Raw genomic sequence first — 22,516 nt, 5'->3', positions numbered from 1 at the left:
TTCCGTGCAAATCCTGAAACACCATATTCCGACCGTTCTGATCGTGCTCATCGGTGTGCTGGGCATCGGCATCGTGCTTTTCGCCTGGCATCTGCCGCCCTTCGCCGGGGACGAGATCCGCACCGAGAACGCCTATGTGCGGGGCAATGTGGCGACACTGTCGCCCCAGATCGCGGGCTATGTGACCGAGGTGCCTGTGTCGGACTTTCAGACGGTGGCGACCGGCGACGTGCTGGTGCGGCTCGACGACCGGACCGCCCGGCAGACCCTGGCGCGGGCCGAGGCCGAACTGGCCAGCGCCCGCGCCGCGCTGAAGGCCAACGACCAGGACATCAACTCTGCCCGCGCCACGCTCGACTCGCGCAAGGCCGCGGCCGAGGCCGCCCGCGCCGCGGTCGATACCGCCCGGGCCGAATGGAACCGGCAGGACCGGCTGCGCGCAAAGGGCGTGATCTCGGCCGCCGATGCGGAAGACAGCGACCTGAGGTTGCGCCAGGCCGAGGCCGCCCTGACCGAGGCGCTGAGCGACGTGGATGTTGCCCGCGAGGATGTCGGCACCGCCAAGGTCCGCACCGATACCCTCAGCGCCCGCGTGACCGCCGAACTGGCGGCGGTCGAGTTGGCCAAGATCGACATCGAGCATACTGTGATCCGCGCGCCCGAAAACGGCCGGCTTGGCCAGATCAACGTGCGGGTCGGGCAATACGTGACCGCGGGCAGCGCGATGATGTCGCTGGTTCCCGCCCGGATCTGGGTGATCGCCAACGTCAAGGAAACCGACCTGTCGGGCCTGCATCCGGGGCAGCCGGTGCGCTTCGAGGTCGACGCGCTGGGCCACAGGCGCTTCACGGGCACCGTGTCACTGCTGTCGCCCGCCACCGCCTCGGAATTCAGCGTGCTCGGCAATTCGACGGCGACCGGCAATTTCACCAAGATCGCCCAGCGGCTTCCGGTCCGGATCGAGATCGACCCCGGCCAGACCGGCGAGGACCGTCTGGCGCCGGGCATGTCGGTCGTCGTTCACGCCCGGCGGGACGGCACCTGAACCCGGCCGGGGCGGGCGCCGGGCGCATCAGTCGCGCGCGAACCGGCTGGCTGTCGTGATCGCGTCGCGTTCGGCCGCCCGGGCCTCGGCACCCTCGCAGATCGGGCCGTAATCGCCGGGCTCGCGGTGCAGCGCGAAGTTGAAGATGTTCTTGCGCAGCTCGCTGCAGCGGTCGAGGTCGATTTCGGCGGTCACCACCTCGTCGCCACGGGTCTGCGCCATTGCCACGATCTCGCCGGTGGGGGCGACGATGCAGCTGCCGCCGATCAGCTCGCAGCCCTCCTCGAGCCCGGCCTTGGCGGTGCCGATCACCCAGCAGCCATTGGCATAGGCGCCCGCCTGCAGGCTGAGATGGTTGTGGAAATCCTGCAGATGGTCGTGTTCGGGCGCCTGCGGATAGTGTTGCGGGGTGTTGTAGCCCAGCATGACCAGTTCGGCGCCCCGCAGCGCCAGCACCCGGAAGGTCTCGGGCCAGCGGCGGTCGTTGCACAGGCACATGCCGGCCTTGCCGCCCATGAAGTCGTAGACCGGAAAGCCCAGATCGCCATGTTCGAAATAGCGCTTTTCCAGATGCTGGAAGCGGCGCCAGTCCTCGGGATGGTAATGCCCCGGCAGGTGAACCTTGCGGTAGCGGCCCGCGATCCGGCCCTCGGGATCGACGAGGATCGAGGCATTGAAGCGCCGCTTGAGACCGCCCTCGGTCAGCAGTTCGGCGAAGCCCAGATAAAAGCCCATGCCCAGCCGCGCCGCCGCGTCGAACAGCGGCTGGGTGTCGGCGTTCGGCATCTCGGTTTCGTAAAAGGCATCGAGCGCGGCCTCGTCCTCGATCAGCCAGCGCGGAAAGAAGCTGGTCAGCGCCAGTTCGGGAAAGACGACAAGGCGGGCGCCGCGCCGGTGGGCCTCTTCCATCAGCGCCAGCATGCGCGCGACGGCCGAGCTGCGCGGCTCGGTCCGGGCGATGGGGCCCAGCTGGGCGGCGGCGGCGACGATCTTGCGGCTCATTCGGTCTGTCCTTTCTGGTCGATCCGGCCCGCGCGGGCCAGCGCCACCTGCGCCAGCAGGCGCACGCCCGGCGCGATCTGTCCGGGCGCGGTGAATTCGCGGATGTTGTGGCTGATGCCGTCCTGCGAGGGCACGAAGATCATCGCCGAGGGGCAGCGCGGCGCGAACATCTGCGCGTCATGGCCCGCCCCCGAGGGCATGCGCCGGTGCGTCAGCCCCAGCGCCTGGGCCTCCGCCTCGACCGCGTCGACCAGCGTTGCGTCGAAGGCCACCGGTTCGAACCGGGCCAGCGTCCGGCGCGATAGCCGGCAGCCCCCGGCGGCGGCGAAGGCCTCGGCGCGCTCGAAAAGCCGGGCCTCGGCCGCCTGCAGCCGGGCCTCGTCGGTGTTGCGCAGATCGACGGTCAGCACGGCGCGTTCGGGGATGACGTTGACCAGATCGGGCGTCAGCGCGATCCGGCCCACGGTCGCGACCTGCGGCGGGCCGAACGCGTCGGCGATGGCGCGGGCCTCGGTCGCGATCCGCGCCGCCACAAGCCCCGCGTCGTGGCGCAGCGCCATGGGCGTCGTGCCCGCATGGGCGGCCTGCCCCTCGATCGTGATCTCGGTCCAGGAAATCCCCTGCACCCCGGTCACGACGCCGATGTCGAGCCCTTCGGCCTCCAGCACCGGGCCCTGCTCGATATGCAGCTCCAGATAGGTATCGGGTGCCAGCGCGCCCACCGGGTCGGGCCCGGCCGCGCCGATGGCGGCCAGCGCCTCGGCCACGCTCACCCCGTCGATACCGACCTTGGCCAGCATCTCGTCCAGGTCGAGCCCGCCCTGCGCCACGCCTGATCCCATCATGTCGGGGGCGAAGCGGGCGCCTTCCTCATTGGTGAAGAAGGCCACGGCAAGGGGCTTTTCAGTCTCTGTTCCGGCCTCGATCGCGCTTTCGATGACCTCGAGCCCGCCCAGCACGCCCAGCACCCCGTCATAGAGCCCGCCGGTCGCGACCGTGTCGATATGCGAGCCCATCACCACCGGCGCGCCGCCCGACCGCCCCGGCCGGATCGCCCAGCAATTGCCGATCACGTCGGTACGGACCTCTAGCCCCGCCGCGCGGAACCAGCCGGTGACCAGCGCGCGGCCCTCGGCATCCTCGGCGCTCAGCGCCAGCCGCTTGCAGCCGCCGCCGGGCAGGGCGCCGATCCGGCCCAGCTCGGCGATCCGGCTCATCAGCCGGTCGAGATTTATCGTCAGGTCCGCTGTCATGCCTCGGCCCTCACCTCGGCGGCCGGGCGACCGGCCAGTTTCTCGTAAAGCGCGGGGTCGGTGTCGCCCTCGGTCCCGAAGACCAGAACCCGCGAGTCCGGCCCCAGACCCAGCGCCGCCGCGGCCTCGGGGGGCGCCGCGGCCGCCATCAGCGCGACCAGCCCCGCAACGGCGGATTCGCCCGCGACAATGGCCGGATCGCCCGGCAACGGATGCGCGAGCCGCCGCATCATCGCCACCGCATCCGCGTCCGCGACCGAGACCGCGGCGAAAGCCAGCGGTTTCAGCACGTCCCAAGCCAGAAGCGAGACCTCGCCGCAGGCAAGCCCGGCCATCAGCGTGTTGAGATCGCCGGTGACGGCGGTGGGCGTTCCTGCGCGGATCGTCTCGATCCAGCAGGCGGAGGCCTCGGGATCGGCCAGGATCACCTTCGGCGCGGCCGCGCCATGGCGGCGGCGGAAATGGGCCGCTGCTGCCGCCGCGACGCCGCCGACGCCCGTTTGCACAAAGATATGGGTGGGGGGCGCGTCAAGCTGGTCGGCGGCCTCGGCCGCCATCAGTTCATAGCCCTGCATCACGTCCTTCGGAACCTCGGTATAGCCCGGATAGGAGGTGTCGGAGACCACGAACCAGCCCTCGCGGGTGGCGGTCTCCTGCGCCTCGCGGACGCTGTCGTCGTAATTTCCGGCACAGCGGCGGACCTCGGCGCCATAAGCCTCGATGGCGGCCTTGCGGCCCTCGGACACGGTCGCGTGGATGAAGATCGCGCAGCGGCAGCCGAAGGTGCGCGCGCCCCAGGCGACCGACCGGCCGTGATTGCCGTCGGTCGCGCAGCAGACGGTGATGGCGGCGACGGTTGCGGCATGATCGCCCGCCAGGATTGCCTTGGCCGTGGGCTCGGCGATGCCCTCGCGGGCCGCGATCTCGCGCGACAGAAGCCGCAGCACCGCATAGGCCCCGCCCAGCGCCTTGAAGCTGCCCAGCCCGAAGCGCCCGGCCTCGTCCTTGTAGTAAAGTCCTGCGATCCCGGCCTCGGCCGCAAGCCCGGGCAGGCTCAGCAGCGGGGTCGGCGCATAGCCGGGCCAGGCGGCGATGGTGGCGCGGGCGCGGGCGAAGGCGGTGTCGTTCAGCACGACCTCCTGCGCGGGACCGTAGCCGGGCGCGCAATGCGGGTTCGAAACGATTTCGGTCCGGGCGCCCTGGCCCAGGGTGTTGGTGAAGGAAAGCGTCTGGGTCATGGTCCCCTGCATGGTCAGTTGAGCCGCCCCGAGCGGTGGCGGATCGCCTCGGCGATCACCACGAGGGCGATGTTGCCCAGCACGATCAGCACGGCGAGCGCGTTGAGGCTGGGGGAAAGGTCGAAGCGGAAATCCGACGCGACCAGCACCGACAGGGCTTGCTGGCGGCCCGAAAGGAAGGCGGTCAGGACGTATTCCGACGAGGACAGCACGAAGGCGATCACCCAGGCGGCCATCAGCCCGTTGCCCATCAGCGGCAGCACCACGCGGCGAAAGCTGGACCAGCCCGAGGCGCCCAGATCGGCGGCGGCCTCGATCAGTCGGCGGTCGATGCGGATCAGGACCGAGGCGACGATGACCGTGGTGAAGGGCAGGATGATGACCGACTGCCCCGCGATCACCGTCAGCAGCGACCGCGACACGCCCAGTTCCTTGAAAAGGATCAGTTGCGCCACGGCAAGGATCAGCCGCGGCACCAGGAAGGGCAGCAGCAGAAGCGCCGCGAACAGCACCCGGAAGCGGGTGGCGTAGAAGCTCAGCGCCAGCGCCGCGGCGGCCCCAAGGAGCGTGGTCAGAAGCGCCACCGGAAAGGCCACCGCCAGCGTGGTCAGAAACCCGCCGCCAAGCCGGCCGTCGCCGAGGATCTCGGCGAACCATTGGCCGGTGACGCCGGTCAGCGGAAAGGCCATGACGTCCGAGGTATTGACCGAGAACAGCGCGATCATGGCGATCGGCAGATACATGAAGCCGAAGACGAGGCAGACCCAGAGCGTACCGAGACGGGACATTCAGGCGCCCTCCGCAACGAGGCTCGACCGCCGGATCAGGACCGCGCCCGCGCCGAAGCACAGCATCAGGATCGCCAGCATCGTCCAGGCGATGGCCGAGCCCAGCGGCCAGTCGAAGGCGGTGCCGAACAGGTCGTTGATGGCCGAGATGACGGTCACGCCCGAGGCCCCGCCCAGAAGCTGCGGCGTCAGATAGTCGCCCACCACCATCACGAAGACCATCAGCCCGCCCGCGATCAGCCCGGGCGCGGTCAGGGGCAGCGTCACCCGGCGGAACCGGTCCCGTCCGGGGGCGCCCAGATCGGCCGCGGCCTCCAGCCAGGCGTCGTCGAGGCTTTCGAAGGCCAGCCACAGTCCGATCACCATGAAGGGCAGGTAATTGTAGGTCAGCGCGATATGGGTGGCGAGCGGGCTGAACAGCAGCCCCTGCAACGGCGCGTCGATGGCGCCAAGCCAGATCAGGCTGCGGTTGATCGCGCCCTCGGCCCCCAGCAGCACCCGCCAGGCGAAGATGCGCAGAAGGTCTCCGGAATAAAGCGGCACCAGCAGCAGCGTCAGCAGCATGGTCTTGGCCGCGCCCGCCCGCTTGGCCAGGAACCAGGCGACGGGATAGCCGATCACGGCGGTGATCGCGGCGACCAGCAGCCCCGATCCGAAGGCCCGGGCGATCAGCCCGCGATAGGTCTCGGACTGAAGGATGCGGGCGTAGTTCTTCAGGCTCGGGTCATGCGAGATGGTGACGAAATCGACCGAGAAGAAGGAATAGGCAAAGAGGATCGCAAGCGGCGCGAGGCAAAGCGCGCCCAGCGCCGCGACCACGGGCAGGGCCAGCCAGGTTCCGGCGGATTGCGGGCGCATCAGGCGGCCTCCCGCGCGATCCAGACCCGGTCGGGGTCGAAGGACAGCCGCACCGTCTCGCCCGGGGCGGGGGGCGGCCCGACATGGGTAACCTGAAAGATCTGCCCGCCCGCCACGCATTCGAGAAGCCAGTCGGCGCCGCGATAGACCGCGTGTGTCACATGGGCAGGCGTGCCGGTTTCCCCCAGCGCCACCTTCTCGGATCGAAGACACAGCACCGCGCGCGCCCCCACGCTCAGCCCGCTCACCCCGGGCACGACATGGCGGCCCAGTGCGGTCTCGATGGCATAGCTCTTGCCGACCTGACCGAGGATGCGCCCCGGCAGGCACGAGGCGCCACCGATGAAATCGGCCACATAGGCGGTGGCGGGGCGGGCATAGATGTCGCCCGGCGCGCCCTGCTGTTCGATCCGGCCATCGCGCATCACGACGATCCGGTCCGACAGCGCAAAGGCCTCTTCCTGGTCGTGGGTCACATGCAGGAAGGTCATGCCCAGCCGCCGTTGCAGGTCCTTCAGCTCGATCTGCATGTCCTTGCGCATCCGGCGGTCGAGCGCGGACAGCGGCTCGTCCAGCAACAGAAGGCGCGGTTCGTTGGCGATGGCGCGGGCCAGCGCCACGCGCTGTTGCTGGCCGCCTGACAGCTGGCGCGGTCGGCGGTCGGCCATGGCCTCCATCCGGACGGTCGCCAGCGCCTCGCGGGCGCGGGCCTTGATCCGGTCTTTCGGCAGGGACCGGTAGCTGAGCCCGAAGGCCACGTTTTCCAGCACCGTCAGATGCGGGAACAGCGCGTAGCTTTGAAAGACGGTGTTGATCGGCCGCAAGTTCGCGGGCAGGTCGTCAAGCCGCGCTCCGTCCAGCATCAGGGTGCCCGAACCGATGGCTTCGAAGCCGCCGACCATGCGCAGGAGAGTGGTCTTGCCGCAGCCCGAGGGGCCCAGCAGGGTCACATAGCTTTCATGCGCCAGCGCAAGGTCGATCCCCCGCACCGCCTGAACGGACCCGTAGGACTTGTAAAGCGCGATGGCCTCCAGCAGCGGGCGCGTCCGGCGCCCGGCTGCGGTGTTTTCGGCGACAGCCATTCTCAGCTGGCCTTCACTTCGTTCCAGAGCGCGACCCAGTCGCCATAGCGGGGCGGGTTCTGCTTCCAGACGAAGCTGTCCATCACCGAGAGGTCCTTGATGAAGATCTTGTCCTGCTGCTCCTCGGTCAGATGATCCCGCGCGGCCGAGGTCGATTGCGCATAGGGCCCGCCCACCGCCAGCATCTTGCCGTAATCGGGGCCCAGCAGGTAGTCGACCAGCGCGAAGGCCGCGTCGAGCCGGGCGCCCTCGACGCCCTTCGGCACCGCGATGGTATCGCACCAGCCGATGACGCCCTGTTTGGGCTTGGCCATGCCCATGTCGATGCCCTTGGCGCGAAGCTCGTAATAGGGCGGCACCCAGGAGAAGGCGCAGACCACCTCGCCGGTGGCAAAGAGGTTGGTCAGGTCGCCGATCGAGTTCCAGTAGGTGCGCAGCTTCGATTTCTGGATCTTCAGAACCTTCTTCACCTCGGCCAGCTGGCGGTCGTCCATGGTGAACATCTCGGATTCGGGGATGCCCAGATACATCGCGGCGATCATGATGCCTTCCAGCGCATAGTCGCGCATGGCCAGCTTGCCGTTATACGCGTCGCCCTCGAAGAAGACCGACCAGTCTGGTTCGGCTTCCATCAGGTCGGCGCGGTAGACGATGGGGTTGATGCCCCAGTAGAACGGGATGCCGTAGGTCTGCCCGTCGACCTTGCCCAGCGGGGTCTGCTTGAAGGTGTCGTACAGCTTGGCGGCGTTCGGCACCCTGGCAAAGTCGATGGGCTGCAGCAGGTCCGAGGCGGTGTAGTATTCCACCTTGTCGAGCCCGGGCGTGATCAGGTCGACGGAATCGGCGCCGCCGGCGCGCAGCTTGGCGAATTGTTCGTCATCGGTGCCGATGAAGGTCTTGGTCAGGGCGATGTCGTTGGCGGCGAGGAACGGGGCAAGGTAGTCGTCCTTGGCCAGGTTCTCCCAGGTCATCCACAGGATGCCGGTGGCGGCATCGGCCCGGAAAGCGGGTCCGAAGGCGCCGAGCGCCGTCCCGGCCAGGGCAGTCTTCAGAAGGTCTCTGCGGTTCATGCGGTGTCCTTTCGTAGCGGAACGGGAAGGGGCAGGCCGTCCTGGCGCCAGACTGGATGGGAAAATAAATTTTCGTAAAAGCAAAAATGAAGAAAGAATATTTTCATATCGGATTTGCTGCACGGGTGGGCGCATCGCGCCCGGATATGCCTTGAAATCAGGCACAGTATGTCCCTCGGACCGTCCGAACAGGACCAGCGCGCGGGACATGAAAACCGATTTGCGCCAGAGTCGGATCTGTGAAAACGATAGGCCATGACCAAGCCGGGCGCACAGACCGAGGACGGGGCCGAGCTGGCCGGATCGCTGCTCAAGCGGATCCACCGCGCCTATGACGGCCTGCCGGGCGGCGAGCGCAAGGTGGCCGATGCGATCCTGTCGGCGCCCCATGAAATGGCGGTCTGGAGCGCCTCGGAACTGGCGGCGCAGGCGGGCGTCTCGAACGCCACGGTCAGCCGGATCGTGCAGCGGCTGGGCTATCGCAATTTCGAAAGCGCCCGGCTCGATGCCCGCAAGCTGCGCGAGACCGGCTCGCCGCTGTTCATGACCGAAGAGGCCGAGCCGGGGCAGGAGGGGCGGCCCTTCGCCCGGCTGATCCGGGCCGAGGCCGACCTGATCGAGGCGACGCTGGCGCGGGTCGATCCGGGCGTGCTGCGCGATGCGGCGGGGGCTCTGGGGCGGGCGCGGCGGGTGCGGGTCATGGGATTTCGCAACAGCCGGTTTCTGGCCGACTACCTGACCGCCCAGCTGGCCCAGATCCGGCCCGATGTCGCGCCGCTTCTGCTGGATGGACAGACCGCGGCCGAGGGCGTCGCCGGGCTCGGCCCCGAGGATGTGGCGGTGATCGTCGGGCTCAGGCGGCGCCCGGCGCGGTTCTCGCGGCTGGTGCAGGCGGTGGCCGCGCGCGGCGCGCGGGTGCTGCTGGTCTGCGATGCCAGCCTGCGCGGCGCCCCGGCCCATGCCGCCTGGACCTTCACCTGCGCGGTGGAAACCCGCACGCCGCGCGATTCCTATGCCGGGGCTCTGGCGCTGATGCGGCTTCTGGCGACGGAGTGCGCCGCCGCGCTGGGCGAGGCGGGCCTTCTGCACCTGAACGCGGTCGAGACCCTGCGCGAGGATCTCGACGAACTGGAGCTGTCCGACCCTGCCTCCTGAACCGCCTCAGATGTCGAAGACGACGCCTTGGGCCAGCGGCAGATCGCGCGAATAGTTGATGGTGTTGGTGGCGCGGCGCATGTAGCCTTTCCAGGCATCCGAGCCGCTTTCGCGCCCGCCGCCGGTTTCCTTCTCGCCACCGAAGGCCCCGCCGATCTCGGCGCCCGAGGTGCCGATATTCACGTTGGCGATGCCGCAATCGGACCCGCGGGCCGACAGGAACAGCTCCATCTCGCGCAGGTCGGTGGTGAAGACCGAAGACGACAGCCCCGCGCCGACCGCGTTATGCGCCTCGATCGCCGCGTCGAAGTCGCTGTATTTCATCACGTAGAGGATGGGCGCGAAGGTTTCCTCCAGAACCGGGCCGGTCTGCTCGGGCATCTCGACCAGCGCGGGGCGGGCGTAGAAGGCGGTGTCGGGGCCGATGGCCACGCGCTCGCCGCCATGAACGGTTCCGCCCGCCGCGCGGGCCGCGGCCAGCGCGGCCTGCATCGCCCGATAGGCGGCGCCGTCGATCAGCGGCCCGACCAGGGCCGAGCTTTCCAGCGGGTTGCCGACGGTGACCGAGTCATAGGCCCGGATCAGCCCGGGTACGAGCGTGTCATAAACATCCTCATGCACGAAAAGCCGGCGCAGGGTGGTGCAGCGTTGCCCGGCCGTGCCCATAGCCCCGAAGGCCACGGCCCGCAGCGCCATGTCGAGATCGGCCGAAGGGCAGACGATGCCCGCGTTGTTGCCGCCAAGCTCCAGGATCGCACGGCCGAAGCGCGCCGCCACCTTCGGCCCGACGATCCGCCCCATCCGGGTCGAGCCGGTGGCCGAGACCAGCGCCACATCGGGGCTGTCGACCAGCGCCGCGCCGACCTCGGCGCCACCGATCAGCACCTGCACCAGCCCCTCGGGCGCCTCGCCGAACCGCTTGAGCGCGCGGGCCAGCACTGCCATCGAGGCCAATGCCGTCAGCGGGGTCTTTTCCGAGGGTTTCCAGATCACCGGATCGCCGCAGACCAGCGCCAGCGCCGTGTTCCAGGACCAGACCGCGACGGGAAAATTGAAGGCCGAGATCACGCCGACGACCCCCAGAGGGTGCCAGGTTTCCATCATCCGGTGGCCGGGACGCTCGGTCGCGATGGTCAGCCCGTAAAGCTGGCGCGACAGACCCACCGCGAAGTCGCAGATGTCGATCATCTCCTGCACCTCGCCCGCGCCTTCCGAGGGGCTCTTGCCGGCCTCGATCGACACCAGCCGACCAAGTTCGGCCTTGGCCGCGCGCAGCTCTTCGCCGAACAGCCGGATCAGCTCGCCCCGCTTCGGCGCGGGAACCATGCGCCAGACCCGGAAGGCCGCGCTGGCGCGGGCGATGGCGGCGGCGGCCTCTTCGGCGGTGGCAGGCGCGACATCGGCGATCTCTTCGCCGGTGATGGGCGAGAAGCTGGCCATGCCGCCGCCGGTAAAGGCGCTGCGGTCGACGCCGAGAGTTGCCAGAAGGGCTTCGGTGTCGGTCCTGAGGGTCATCTGCGATCCTTCCTGTTGGGCGCGGCCCGGGAGTGCCGGGAGCGGCCTATTCGACGACATAGACGAGGGCTGTCATCGCCACGGCCAGTGTCATGGCGATCAGCGTGAAGCCCCGGTTGACCCTGAAACTCACATGATGGGGCGGGCGGTGCAATTGCCGACCGGTGATGATCGACATGGCCGAGATCGGCGAGGCCGAGATCGCCAGCGCCCAGGCCAGGCACAGCGCCAGCCCCAGCGCATAGGGGTGCTGGGCGCCGACCGGGCTGGCGCCGAACAGCTGCGCGGCCATCACCATGACGATGGAATGCGGGATCATCAGCGCGCCCGCGGCCGGGATCGCCAGCAGACAGGCGAGGATCACCGCAAGCGGCGGCAGGGACCCGCGCTCGATCAGCGCGTCGATGCCCATCGCCTGCGCCGCCTGGGCGACGGCCGCCCCGATCACGGCGGCGGCAAGGAAGATGGTGCTTTCGGTCGCCATGCCCTCGGAGGCGGCCGAGACCCGGACCAGCGCGCTGCCCCCGGACCGGGGCAGGCCGCGCTCGATCCGGGGCCAGATCACGGCCAGGAGCGGCAGTACGATGCAGGCGGCAATGAGGAAGCTGATGTCCAGCAGCCGGTGCAGAAGGATCGTCACCGCGACAAGCCCGGCCACGGCGGCCAGCACCGCCACCAGCGCCCCGGCCGAGCCCGGCGGCGCGGCCTCGGCCGCCTGCCCGGACGGCGCGGGGGCCTTCCGCGCGTCGAGAAGGGCCGTGACGACCGCGATGGTCAGGGCCGCGGCCAGGGCCAGCGCCAGGAAAAGCACCGGGTCGAGCGTGGGGATCGCGCTGGTGACGATGGCAAAGCCGAGCCCGATCGGTGACCAGACCGTCATCATCAGCGTGCCGCGCAGCGCGGCCAGCGTCATCGCCCCGGTGTCGATCCGCCGCCGCCCCTCGGTCGCGCGGCGGGCATCGTGATCGGCGGCGATATCCGAGATCATGCCGATGGTGCCGATGTTGAACAGAACCGAAATCGCCTGCGCGCCGAGGCTGACCGCGACGATCCGCACCCGGGCGGTATGGGCGAACAGCGCTTCGGCCGCCCGGGCGATGGCCTTCGAGCCGCGCACCGGCGCCCGGATCAGCCCCAGCGCCGTCAGGAAGGCCGAAAAGGCCGTGCCCTGCATCAGCGCCTGCCGCATCGCGGGCATCGCCTCGGGCAGCGTCGCGGCCACCAGCGCGACCGACAGCGCGGCGGCGCCAAGGAATATCCGCGCGATCCGCGACACCCGGTCGAGCCGCAACAGCGCCAGCGCCACCGCCGCGACGGCCGCGATATCGAGAACCGCCCCGGCGCCCGCCAGCCGCCCGGTGGCAAGCGTCCCCGCGATCAGTGCCGACAGCATGAGGATCGACAGGCCGCCCGCGGCACGGGACAGGATTTCGGGCGGGACCGGACGGGTCAGGTGCAGGCTTGGCATGGTCGGGTTCCGTCAGCGGTCGGAGACAAGATGTGTGGCCACCGCCCCGGCGCGGAAGAAAAGCTCCCGCCCCCGGCGCAGCGGCGCGGGCGCGATCCTCGAGACCGGCAGCGGCATCGCCTCAAGCGGCAGATCGCCCGCGACATGGGCCGCGATGGCCTTGCCGAAGACGGTGCCGGGCGCGATGCCCCGGCCGTTATAACCCGCTATGGCGAGGGCGTTTTCGCCCGGCAGGTGCAGGCGCGGCAGGTGATCGCCGGTCATGCCGATCCAGCCGAACCAGTGCGTTGCAAAGCCGATGCCCCTCAGCTGCGGAAAGATCCGGTGCATGGCGCGCAGGGCCCAGTCGCGATGGACGGCGAAATCGGGCGCGGCCAGCTGCCCGACCGACCCGAAGACCAGCCGTCCGTCGGCATCGAGCCGGAACGAGGACAGCACCCGTCTGGTATCCCAGCAGCCCTCGCCGCCCGGCAGGATCGTGGCGCGGATATCGGGCGGCAAGGGCGGCGTCGCCATGTTGAAATAGGGCAGGCGGATCTGTTCGCGGCGCAACCCGGTCGCGACCTGCCGGGTATAGGCGTCGGTCGCCAGCACCAGCCATTTCGCGCGAACCTGCCCGGTCGGGGTCCGGGCCACCCAGTCGGCGCCCTCGCGGGCAATCCCGGTCACGGGGCTCCGGGCATGGATCGTGGCGCCCGCGGCCATCGCGGCCCGGGCAAGCCCGCGCGCATAGGCCAGCGGCTGCAGGGTGCCCGCGCGCCGGTCCCACAGCGCCCCGGCATAGGACCCGCCGCCGATCCGGCGGTGCGCCTCGGCGGCATCCAGCAGCTCGACGGGGGCGCCGCGCGCGCGCCATTGCCGGGCGCGCTCGGTCAGCTCGGCCAGCCCGGCAGCACCGACCCCGCAGTGAAGCGTGCCGTTCCGCACCGCCTCGCAGGCGATCCCGTGGCGCGCGATCAGGGCAAAGACCTCGGCCGGGGCCGAGCCCAGAAGCTCCAGCAGCCGGGGTCCGTAGAGGGGACCCAGCGCCTTCGGCATCTGGTCGGGAAGGGTCCACATCCCGGCATTGACCAGCCCGACATTCCGGCCCGAGGCACCAAAGCCGACCTCGGCCGCCTCAAGCACCACGATCCGCCGTCCGGCCTCGGCCAGATGCAGCGCGGCCGACAGCCCGGTATAGCCCGCGCCGACGATGACGGCATCGGCCTCGGCGGGACTTGTCAGCGGGGGCGTGTCCGCCACTGCCAGCGCGGGCGCGGTCTCTTCCCACAGGCCATGGGATCGGTGGTCGTTCTGCATCTCGGGCTCCGGTCGACCGGCGCGGCGGGCAACCGCCTCCCCTCCGACATGCCCCAGCCGCGCGCCCGCCGCCAGTGCCGGATGCGTCAAAGGCGGCCCTCTGCCATCGGGGATGGCACGCGCCGCACAGGCTTTCCGTTGACAGCGGGGCCCTGCGGGCGGTCCTATCGCGGGGACTGCCCGAAAGGAGACCCGGCATGACCGACGAGCCCGCGTTGATGTCCCTGGCCCATGGCGGCGGCTGCGGCTGCAAGATCGCGCCCGGGGTGCTGAGCGAGCTGCTGGCGAAGATGCCCGGCCTGCCGGTGCCGCCCGATCTGCTGATCGGCACCGCCAGTTCCGACGATGCCGCGGTCTACCGGCTGAACGACACCCAGGCGCTGGTCGCGACCACGGATTTCTTCATGCCCGTGGTGAACGACCCCTATGATTTCGGCCGCATCGCCGCGACCAATGCCTTAAGCGATGTCTATGCCATGGGAGGGCGGCCGATCCTGGCGCTGGCGCTGTTGGGCATGCCCATCGCGAAGCTTTCGACCGCCACCATCGGCCGTATCCTTGAAGGCGGTGCCGCAGCCTGCGCGGCGGCGGGCATTCCGGTCGCGGGCGGGCACAGCATCGATTCGGTCGAGCCGATCTACGGGCTGGTGGCGCTGGGCCTCGTCCATCCCGACCGGGTGCGGGCCAATACCGGTGCGCGGCCGGGCGATCTGCTGATCCTCGGCAAGCCGCTTGGCACGGGCGTGATGTCGGCCGCGCTGAAGAAGGGGCTGCTTGATGCGGACGGCTATGCCCGGATGATCGACACCACGACGCGGCTGAACACGCCCGGCCCCGATCTGGCGGCGCTTGACGGCGTGCACGCGCTGACCGACGTGACCGGCTTCGGGCTGGCGGGCCATGCGCTGGAACTGGCGCGGGGCGCGGGATGCCGGGCGGTGCTGGACTGGGACGCGGTGCCGGTGATGGACGGCGTGCGCGCGCTGTTGGCGGCGGGCTGCGCGACCGGCGCCTCGGGCCGGAACTGGGAAAGCTATGGTGCGAGCGTCCGGCTGCCCGACGGCTTCGCCGAGGACGACCGCGCGCTTCTGACCGATCCGCAGACCAGCGGCGGGCTTCTGGTCAGCGCGGCCCCCGACACGGCAGGGGCGGTGCTGGAGGTCTTTGCCCGGCACGGCTTCGAAGCGGCCGCGCGGATCGGCCGGATCGAGACGGCCGATGGCGCCGCGCCGGGGGTCGTGCTTGGCTGAGCGTTACAGATAGCTGGTCGGCACGGCGGTGGTGAATTTCAGCTCTTCCATCGAGATCGAGGAATTGATCTGCGAGAAATCGAGCCGCTCGATCATCGTCTTGTAGACCCGGTCATAGGTCGAGATATCGGGCACCACGACCTTCAGGATATAGTCGGTCGCCCCGGTCAGCCGGTAGGCCTCGACAATCTCGGGGATGTCGTCGATCAGCGCGCGGAAGCTGTTCAGCCAGGACGTCTCGTGGCGGGGCGCGGTGATGCCGATGAAGACCGTCATGCCGACATTGGCGCGGGCATGATCGACGACCGCGACCCGGCCCTTGATCACGCCCGCCTCTTCCAGCCGCTTGATCCGCCGCCAGCAGGGGGTGGGGCTGAGCCCCACGATATCGGCCAGCGCGTTCACCGCCAGATCGGCGTCGCGCTGCAGGATCTCGAGGATCTTGCGGTCGATTTCGTCGAAATCGGGCGTTTCGCCCGATTTCCGGTCCGCGCCGCGGGTCTTGCGGCCGGTGCTCATGCGGGAACGAACTCCAGCACCGCCCCGGCGCAGTCGGCGGGCGCCAGCGCCAGCCCCGCCGCGGTCTCGACCGGCGCGACCCCGGCCCCGGTCAGGCAGGCTGCCGTCGCCGCCATGTCCTCCGACCGGATGGCGAGCCCCGCCAGACCCTCGGCGGGCAGGGCCGAGAGATCGATCCCGGGAAAGCGCGCGGCCAGCGCGGCCCCGGTCAGGCAGAGTATCGGCGCCGAGTCCGGGCCGGTCTCGACCCTGGCCCCGCCGTCGAGGGGCACGACCGTTCCGGCGGCGAACAGCCGGGCCAGCCGGGCGGCCGCGGCCTCGGGATCGGCGCTTTGGGCAAAGATCGCGCCCAGGCCGCAGGCGCGGTTCGGATGGGTCAGAAGCTCGGGCAGCCAGACCGTCTCGCGGGTCTTGTGCTGACACATGAAGACCAGCCCGAAGGGCAGTTCGGCCTCGGCATAGGGCAGGGTGGCGAAGGCCGCGGGCGCTGTGCCGCCGCCCGGCAGCGGCACCGGGCGCTCGAAATGCCCGACCTCGGCGGTCGCGATCCCCAGCGCGTCGAGCGCGGTCTTCGCGGCGTCGGCATCGTCGATCCGGCAGGCGACCGCGCGCAGCCCCTCGCCCTCGCGCGCCAGAGCCTCGCGCCGGGGCGCGTTGCCCTCGGTGGGCGTCACGATGCCCAGCAGCTCCATGTAATCGGCGGGAAACATGAGGGTGTAGTTCGCCGTGCCCTTGGCCGCGCTGTGCAGGCCCTTCGGCGACAGCGTGAAGCCCAGGCGGCGGTAGGCCTCGGCGGACCGGTCGAGATCCTCGACCAGCAGGAAGACGTGGTCGACGCCTTTTACGGGATGGCTCATCGGAAGCTCCTTCAGTTCAACAGGCGGGTCAGCGGGGCGCGCGCAGCACCGGCGCAAAGGTGATTTCATGGATCGCGACATTGGGGTTCATGCCCGCGACCTGCAACGCCAGTGCGGCCACGTCCTCGGGCTGGATCACTTCGGCCGCGCGGGAGGGGTCGAAGCCGGGCCGTCCGTTCAGCAGCGGCGTCGCCACCTCGCCCGGGCAAAGCGCGGTCGAGCGAATGCCGTTTTCGCCCTCCTGCGCGTTGAGGCTGGCGCTGAGATCGGTCAGCGCGTGTTTCGAGGCGCCATAGGGCACGCCCGCCAAGGGCGCATGGAACCGCCCGGCCCAGGACGAGGTATGGATCATCACGCCGGATTTCTGCCGCCGCATCGGCCCCAGCGCCGCGGCGATGACATTCAGCGCGCCGGTCAGGTTGGTGGCGATCACCCGGTCCCAGCTGTCCCAGTCAAGCTCGTCCCAGCGCCGGAGCGGCACGTTCAGCCCTGCATTGTTGCACAGCACGTCGATCCGCCCCGCCCACTGGACGATCTCTTCGGCAATTGCCAGAATGCGCGCCCGGTCGGTGACATCGCCGACAAAGACCCGCAGCCGGTCGCCGGGGCCGCCAAGTTCCTCGGCCAGCGCGGTCATGCGGTCCTCCGAACGCGCGGTCAGCGCGATGCGGTAGCCCGCCCCGGCGAAGGCCCGCGCCATGGCCGCGCCAATTCCGGAACCGGCGCCCGTGATCCAGACACAGTTCTGCATATTTGTTCACCCTTTCCGCAAGTATGAGGGAATGTTTTCGCGCAGTATAGCCAAAAGGGTAGGATGTCCTTCCGATAATCATCGTCGAAGCGCAAAATTTGCATTGACGTTGCTGTCGGGTTGCCGCTTTTTGGTCGGGCGGACGCTTCCGGGGCGCATGCCCGGATGGCAAGACCATAACAACAGGGATTTCGACATGATCACGACCAGCAGATCGGCCTGCGGATCGGCATGGGGCTGGCTTCTGGCCGGGGCTGCCGTCTCGGCCCTGGCGGGACCCGCCGCGGCACAGGAGCCCCGGCACGGCGGCACCGCCATCATCCACATGCCCTCGGAACAGCGCATCCTGAATCCCGCGCTGCGGGCCTCGACCGGGGTCTACAACATCACCGGCAAGATCATGGAGCCGCTGATCGACAAGTCCTATGACGGCCCCGTGGGGGTGCTGGCGACAGACTGGTCCTCGACCGATGACGGGCTGCACATCACCGTCAATCTGCGCGAGGGCGTCAACTGGCACGATGGCGAACCCTTCACCTGCGACGACGTCGCCTTCTCGGCGATGGAGCTGTGGAAGCCGCTGCTCAACTATTCCTCGACGCTGCAGCAATACCTCGAGTCGGTCGACTGCACCGATCCCCATACCGCCGTGTTCAACTATTCGCAGCCGATGCCGCTGGACCTGTTCGTCGCGGCGATGCCCGATCTCGGCCATCCGGTGCCCAAGCATCTTTACGAGGGCACCGACATCATGCGGAACGAGCACAATACCGCGCCGGTCGGCACCGGGCCGTTCAAGTTCGTCGAGTACAAGCGCGGGCAATACGTGATCGCGGGGCGCAACGACGATTACTGGCGCGGCAAGGAATACCCCTATCTCGACCGCATCGTCTGGCGCTTCATCCCCGACAAGTCGGCGGCGGCGGCGGCCATCGAGGCGGGCGAGATCCACGAATCCGGCTTCAACGGAGTCTCGATGGCCGATATCGAGCGGTTCTCGAAGATGGACGGCTTCGATGTCGGGACCCAAGGCTACGAGAACAACGTCGCCCACTCGACCGTCGAGTTCAATCATCGCAACCCGATCCTCGCCGATCTGAAGGTGCGGCAGGCGATCTATCACGGGCTCGACATCGACTATGCGATCAAGACCATCATGCGCGGCTATGCCAAGCCGGGCCGGGGTCCGATCCCGTCCGCTGGCGGCGCGAACTACACCGATGACGTGACCACCTATGCCTACGATCCCGAGCTGGCCAAGAAGATGCTGGACGAGGCCGGCCATCCCGAAGGTCCCGACGGCATCCGGTTCAAGCTGCGCCACCGGCCGGCGCCCTGGGGCGAGTATACCCAGCTCTGGGCCGAGTATTTCGCCCAGGCGATGAAGGAGATCGGCATCGAGGTCGAGATCCTCACGAACGATGCGCCGGGCTTCCTGAACGGGGTTTATCGCGACCACGATTTCGACACCGCGAACGGCTGGCATCAGTTCCGGTCGGACCCGGCGGTCTCGACCATGGTCTGGCTGCGCTCGGGCTCGCCTGCGGGAACCCCCTGGTCGAACCAGTTCGGCTGGCAGTCCGACGAGATGGACCGGATGATCGACGAGGCCCAGGCCGAGCTTGATCCCGACCAGCGGGCCGCGGACTATCACGCGATCCAGAAGCTCGCGATGGAAGAGATCCCGGTGATCTTCGCGATCGAGCATCCCTTCATCTCGGTCACCTCGCAGAAGCTCCACAACCACCACAACACCCCGCGCTGGAACTCGTCGAGCTGGTACGATCTCTGGCTCGAGAAGTGATCCGATGACCCCGGGTCCGGGCGGCGCGACCGTCCGGGCCTGGCCCCCCCTTCCGGAACCTCCGACATGCAACTGACCCAAGTCCTCACCTACGCGCTGCGGCGGCTTTTGCAGGCCGTGCCGGTGGTGATCCTGATCATGGTGGGCACCTTCCTGCTGCTGAAGCTGGCGCCCGGCGATACCGTCGATGCGCTGGTCGGCGACATGGGCGGCGCCGATGCCGCCTATATCGCCCGGCTGCGCGCCGAATACGGGCTCGACCAGCCGGTCTGGGTCCAGCTCGGGCGCTACATGGCCAAGCTGATCCAGTTCGATTTCGGCTGGTCCTTCGTCTACGAACAGCCGGTGGCGGCGATCCTGTGGGAACGGCTCGGCACCACGCTGATGCTGATGGGCACCTCGCTGAGCCTTGCCTTTTCCATCGGTGTGGGCCTCGGCGCCATCGCCGCGCGGCGCGCCTATTCGCTGACCGACAATGCGATCTCGACGCTGGGGCTGATCTTCTACGCGACGCCCAGCTTCTTCCTGTCGCTGATGATGATCCTCTTGTTCTCGGTCAAGCTGGGCTGGCTGCCGGTCAGCGGGCTGAGCGATGTCGCGGCCTTCTATACCGGCTGGGATCACGTGATCGACGTCGTGCTGCACCTGATCATGCCGACCGCGGCGCTGTCGCTGATCTACCTGTCCTTCTATCTGCGGCTGATGCGGGCCAGCGTGCTGGAGGTCGCCGATCTCGACTTCGTGCGGACCGCGCGGGCCAAGGGCGCGGGCGAGACCCGGCTTATGATCCATCACATCATGCGCAACGCGCTGTTGCCGGTGGTCACGCTTCTGGGGCTGCAATTCTCGACCGTGCTGGGGGGCTCGGTGGTGGTCGAGACCATCTTCGCGCTGCCGGGGCTCGGCCAGCTGGCCTATCAGTCGGTGATCCAGCGCGACATGAACATGCTGATGGGGATCATCTTCCTCTGCGCGATCATCGTCGTCATCGTGAACTTCCTCACCGACCTGCTGTACGCCCGCCTCGATTCAAGGATCGCCCTGAAATGACCGCCGCGACCACAGACCTGCCGCGCGCCGAGGCCGCCCCCGCCGTCGCGCTCTGGCGCCGCTTCGCCCGCAACCGCGCCGCCCTGCTGGGGCTGGTGCTGTTCGGGGCCGTGCTGGTGATGGCGGCCACGGCCGGGCTGATCGAGCCCACCGACCCGCTGCGCCGGGCGGGAGACCCGCTGACGAAGCCCTTCACCGACTGGGCCGTGCCGCTTGGCACCGATCAGCTCGGCCGCGATATCCTGGCCCAGCTGTTCCACGGGGCGCGGATCTCGCTGCTGGTAGGCGTTCTGGCGACGCTGCTGTCGATTGCCATCGGGGTCGTCGTGGGCGCCCTGGCGGGCTTCTTCGGCGGCTGGGTTGACGATGTGCTGATGCGCGTGACCGAGGCCTTCCAGACCATCCCCAATTTCGTGCTGCTGCTGGCGCTGGTGGCGATCCTGGGGTCGTCCATCGAATATATCACACTCGCCATCGCCATCGTGTCCTGGACCGCGCCCGCGCGGATGGTGCGGGCCGAGTTCCTGTCGCTGCGCAGCCGCGAATTCGTCGATGCGGCGCGCAATCTGGGCGTCTCGAACGGGGCGCTGATCTTTCGCGAGATCCTGCCCAACGCGCTGCCGCCGGTAATCGTCTACGCCTCGGTCATCATGGCGCTGTCGATCCTTCTGGAAAGCGCGCTGGCCTTCCTGGGGCTGGGCGATCCCAACCATGCCAGCTGGGGCAACATGATCGGGCAGGGCCGCGCGGTCCTGCGCACCGACTGGTACTGCGCCGTCATTCCCGGCATCGCCATCGTGCTGACGGTGCTGTCCTTTTCGCTGCTGGGCGAGGGGCTGAACGACGCGCTCAACCCGAGGCAGAAGAAACAATGACCGATCCTGTTCTCGACATCCGCGACCTCAAGATCGCCTTGCCCAAGGGGTCCGACCGCCCCTTCGCGCTCGACGGGCTGAACCTGAGCGTGAACCCCGGCGAGATCGTCTGTCTGGTCGGCGAAAGCGGGTCCGGCAAGTCGCTGACCGCGGGCGCGATCATGCGGCTTCTGCCCGAACCCCATGTCCGCGTCGCCGAAGGGTCGATCCGCTTCGAGGGCCAGGATCTGCTGGCGCTGTCCGAGCGCGAGATGAAGCAGATCCGCGGCGACCGCATCGCCCAGATCTTCCAGGAGCCGATGACCGCGCTGAACCCGCAGAAGACGGTGGGCTGGCAGATCGACGAGGTGCTGCGGCTGCACACCGGGCTGGGCCGCAAGGCGCGGCGCGCGCGGGTTCTGGAACTGCTCGATCTGGTGCATATCCCCGACCCCCGGTCGGTCTATCATGCCTATCCGCATCAGGTCTCGGGCGGGCAGCGGCAGCGGGTGATGATCGCCATGGCGCTGGCCTGCGAGCCGAAACTGATCATCGCCGACGAGCCGACCACGGCGCTCGATGTCACCACCCAGCTGCAGATCCTCAAGCTGATCCGCGAGCTGCAGGAAAAGGAAGGCGCGGGCATTCTCTTCATCACCCACGATTTCGGCGTGGTGGCCGAGATTGCCGATCGGGTGGTGGTGCTGAGCAAGGGCGAGATGGTCGAACAGGGCACCGCCGCCGAGGTGCTGAACCGGCCGAAACATCCCTATACCCGCGCGCTGATCGGCGCGATCCCGGCACTGGTGCCGCCGCGCCCGCGCGATTTCCGGGATGCGCCGGTGGTTCTGAGGGCCGAGGGGCTGGTCAAGACCTTCGCCGCGCGCGGCAGCCTGATTTCGGGCAAGCGCGCGCCGGTGACGGCGGTCGACAACCTGTCCTTCACCTTGCGCCGGGGCGAGACGCTGGGCGTCGTCGGAGAAAGCGGCTCGGGCAAGACCACGGTGTCGCGGATCGTGACCCGGCTGCTGGAATCCGATTGCGGTGCGGTCGAGGTCGACGGCACCGACCTGCTGGCCTGTTCGCCGCGCGAGCTGCGCGAGATGCGGCGCCATATCCAGATGGTGTTCCAGGACCCTATGGCCTCGCTGAACCCGCGCAAGCGGGTCGAGGACCTGATCGCGCAGGGGCCCATCGTCCATGGCGCCGACCCGAAGGCCGCCCGGGCGCGTGCCCGCGAATTGCTGGAGCTGGTCGAGCTGTCGCCCGCCGCCGCCACCCGCTATCCGCACGAATTCTCGGGCGGGCAGCGCCAGCGGATCGGCATCGCCCGGGCGCTGGCGATGGAGCCGAAGGTGATCGTCGCCGACGAACCCGTCTCGGCGCTTGACGTGTCGGTGCAGGCGCAGGTGCTGAAGCTTCTGGCCGACCTGCGCGACCGGCTCGACCTGTCGGTTCTGTTCGTGACCCACGATCTGAGGGTCGCGGCCCAGCTTTGCGATCGGGTGATCGTGATGCAGAAGGGCCGGATCGTCGAGACCGGCGTCACCGCCGAGCTTTTTGCCGCGCCGAGCCATCCCTATACGCAACAGCTTCTGGCCTCGATCCCGGGCCGTGGCTGGACGCCGCCCGACCTGGCAACGGACGCCGCCTGAAGG

General features: G+C 69.0%; 20 protein-coding genes. 7 read left to right on the top strand and 13 right to left on the bottom strand.

Translation table 11 applies throughout. The annotated features are described in order from the left end of the window. The first annotated feature begins 4 nt into the window (after positions 1–4). Positions 5–1,045, top strand: coding sequence for an HlyD family secretion protein (locus EV657_RS04955; RefSeq protein ID WP_134077311.1), 1,041 nt, complete (start codon positions 5–7; stop codon positions 1,043–1,045). A gap of 27 nt (positions 1,046–1,072) precedes the next feature. Here EV657_RS04955 and EV657_RS04950 read toward each other — a convergent pair whose 3' ends face one another. From EV657_RS04950 to EV657_RS04920, 7 genes are read right to left on the bottom strand one after another with little or no spacing between them, the layout of a single operon-like run. Continuing rightward, entirely contained in the window at positions 1,073–2,047 is a 975-nt protein-coding gene (locus EV657_RS04950) for an N-carbamoyl-D-amino-acid hydrolase (protein WP_134077310.1), read from the bottom strand. Further along, positions 2,044–3,300, bottom strand: a complete 1,257-nt coding sequence (locus EV657_RS04945) for a Zn-dependent hydrolase (protein ID WP_134077309.1) — start codon at positions 3,298–3,300, stop codon at positions 2,044–2,046. Before EV657_RS04945 ends, EV657_RS04950 begins: the two co-directional genes overlap by 4 nt. Then, positions 3,297–4,538, bottom strand: coding sequence for a diaminopropionate ammonia-lyase (locus EV657_RS04940; protein ID WP_134077308.1), 1,242 nt, complete (start codon positions 4,536–4,538; stop codon positions 3,297–3,299). The genes EV657_RS04945 and EV657_RS04940 overlap by 4 nt, the downstream gene beginning before the upstream one ends. 14 nt (positions 4,539–4,552) lie before the next feature. Further along, positions 4,553–5,326: an ABC transporter permease gene (locus EV657_RS04935; protein WP_134077307.1), complete on the bottom strand. Its 774-nt coding sequence runs from the start codon at positions 5,324–5,326 to the stop codon at positions 4,553–4,555. Then, positions 5,327–6,184: an ABC transporter permease gene (locus EV657_RS04930; RefSeq protein WP_113669511.1), complete on the bottom strand. Its 858-nt coding sequence runs from the start codon at positions 6,182–6,184 to the stop codon at positions 5,327–5,329. Next, a complete protein-coding gene (locus EV657_RS04925; RefSeq protein ID WP_134077306.1) occupies positions 6,184–7,266 on the bottom strand; it encodes an ABC transporter ATP-binding protein in 1,083 nt (360 codons plus the stop codon). Before EV657_RS04925 ends, EV657_RS04930 begins: the two co-directional genes overlap by 1 nt. A 2-nt stretch (positions 7,267–7,268) precedes the next feature. Then, on the bottom strand, positions 7,269–8,336 hold the full coding sequence (locus EV657_RS04920) for a substrate-binding domain-containing protein (RefSeq protein WP_134077305.1): 1,068 nt from the start codon (positions 8,334–8,336) through the stop codon (positions 7,269–7,271). 255 nt (positions 8,337–8,591) lie between these two features. On the opposite strand from EV657_RS04920, the gene EV657_RS04915 reads away from it, so the two are divergent. Then, entirely contained in the window at positions 8,592–9,491 is a 900-nt protein-coding gene (locus tag EV657_RS04915; RefSeq protein ID WP_134077304.1) for a MurR/RpiR family transcriptional regulator, read from the top strand. A gap of 6 nt (positions 9,492–9,497) precedes the next feature. On the opposite strand, the gene amaB is transcribed toward EV657_RS04915, so the two are convergent. The 3 genes from amaB to EV657_RS04900 are packed head-to-tail and all read right to left on the bottom strand — an operon-like array spanning position 9,498 to position 13,773. Next, on the bottom strand, positions 9,498–11,006 hold the full coding sequence (gene amaB, locus EV657_RS04910; protein ID WP_134077303.1) for an L-piperidine-6-carboxylate dehydrogenase: 1,509 nt from the start codon (positions 11,004–11,006) through the stop codon (positions 9,498–9,500). A 46-nt stretch (positions 11,007–11,052) separates the two neighbouring features. After that, positions 11,053–12,474, bottom strand: a complete 1,422-nt coding sequence (locus EV657_RS04905; protein ID WP_134077302.1) for a hypothetical protein — start codon at positions 12,472–12,474, stop codon at positions 11,053–11,055. A 12-nt stretch (positions 12,475–12,486) separates the two neighbouring features. After that, the gene (locus EV657_RS04900; protein WP_134077301.1) at positions 12,487–13,773 is read right to left on the bottom strand and encodes an NAD(P)/FAD-dependent oxidoreductase; all 1,287 of its coding nucleotides are present in this window, start codon (positions 13,771–13,773) and stop codon (positions 12,487–12,489) included. A gap of 197 nt (positions 13,774–13,970) precedes the next feature. Between EV657_RS04900 and selD the strand changes: the two genes are divergently transcribed. Beyond that, positions 13,971–15,023 (top strand): selenide, water dikinase SelD, encoded by a 1,053-nt coding sequence (gene selD, locus EV657_RS04895; protein ID WP_134077300.1) that lies wholly within the window; start codon positions 13,971–13,973, stop codon positions 15,021–15,023. A gap of 3 nt (positions 15,024–15,026) precedes the next feature. Here selD and EV657_RS04890 read toward each other — a convergent pair whose 3' ends face one another. Genes EV657_RS04890 through EV657_RS04880 form a run of 3 tightly spaced genes read right to left on the bottom strand, consistent with a single transcriptional unit; the run spans position 15,027 to position 17,150 of the window. Beyond that, positions 15,027–15,542 (bottom strand): Lrp/AsnC family transcriptional regulator, encoded by a 516-nt coding sequence (locus EV657_RS04890; RefSeq protein WP_113669519.1) that lies wholly within the window; start codon positions 15,540–15,542, stop codon positions 15,027–15,029. Then, entirely contained in the window at positions 15,539–16,399 is an 861-nt protein-coding gene (locus EV657_RS04885) for a VOC family protein (RefSeq protein WP_134077299.1), read from the bottom strand. Before EV657_RS04885 ends, EV657_RS04890 begins: the two co-directional genes overlap by 4 nt. A gap of 28 nt (positions 16,400–16,427) precedes the next feature. Further along, positions 16,428–17,150: an SDR family oxidoreductase gene (locus tag EV657_RS04880; protein WP_134077298.1), complete on the bottom strand. Its 723-nt coding sequence runs from the start codon at positions 17,148–17,150 to the stop codon at positions 16,428–16,430. A gap of 196 nt (positions 17,151–17,346) precedes the next feature. Between EV657_RS04880 and EV657_RS04875 the strand changes: the two genes are divergently transcribed. The 4 genes from EV657_RS04875 (at position 17,347) to EV657_RS04860 (ending at position 22,513) form a co-directional block, all read left to right on the top strand. Beyond that, entirely contained in the window at positions 17,347–18,954 is a 1,608-nt protein-coding gene (locus EV657_RS04875; protein WP_134077297.1) for an ABC transporter substrate-binding protein, read from the top strand. A gap of 66 nt (positions 18,955–19,020) precedes the next feature. Then, positions 19,021–20,004, top strand: a complete 984-nt coding sequence (locus tag EV657_RS04870) for an ABC transporter permease (RefSeq protein WP_113669522.1) — start codon at positions 19,021–19,023, stop codon at positions 20,002–20,004. Then, positions 20,001–20,879: an ABC transporter permease gene (locus tag EV657_RS04865; protein ID WP_075784079.1), complete on the top strand. Its 879-nt coding sequence runs from the start codon at positions 20,001–20,003 to the stop codon at positions 20,877–20,879. The genes EV657_RS04870 and EV657_RS04865 overlap by 4 nt, the downstream gene beginning before the upstream one ends. After that, positions 20,876–22,513 (top strand): ABC transporter ATP-binding protein, encoded by a 1,638-nt coding sequence (locus EV657_RS04860; RefSeq protein ID WP_134077296.1) that lies wholly within the window; start codon positions 20,876–20,878, stop codon positions 22,511–22,513. The genes EV657_RS04865 and EV657_RS04860 overlap by 4 nt, the downstream gene beginning before the upstream one ends. Positions 22,514–22,516: the final 3 nt, after the last annotated feature.

Origin of the sequence: Rhodovulum visakhapatnamense (assembly GCF_004365965.1) — a bacterium.
Taxonomy (GTDB): domain Bacteria; phylum Pseudomonadota; class Alphaproteobacteria; order Rhodobacterales; family Rhodobacteraceae; genus Rhodovulum; species Rhodovulum visakhapatnamense.
Note: the sequence above shows the minus strand (reverse complement) of the source record. Positions and strands in the feature narration are given on the sequence as shown.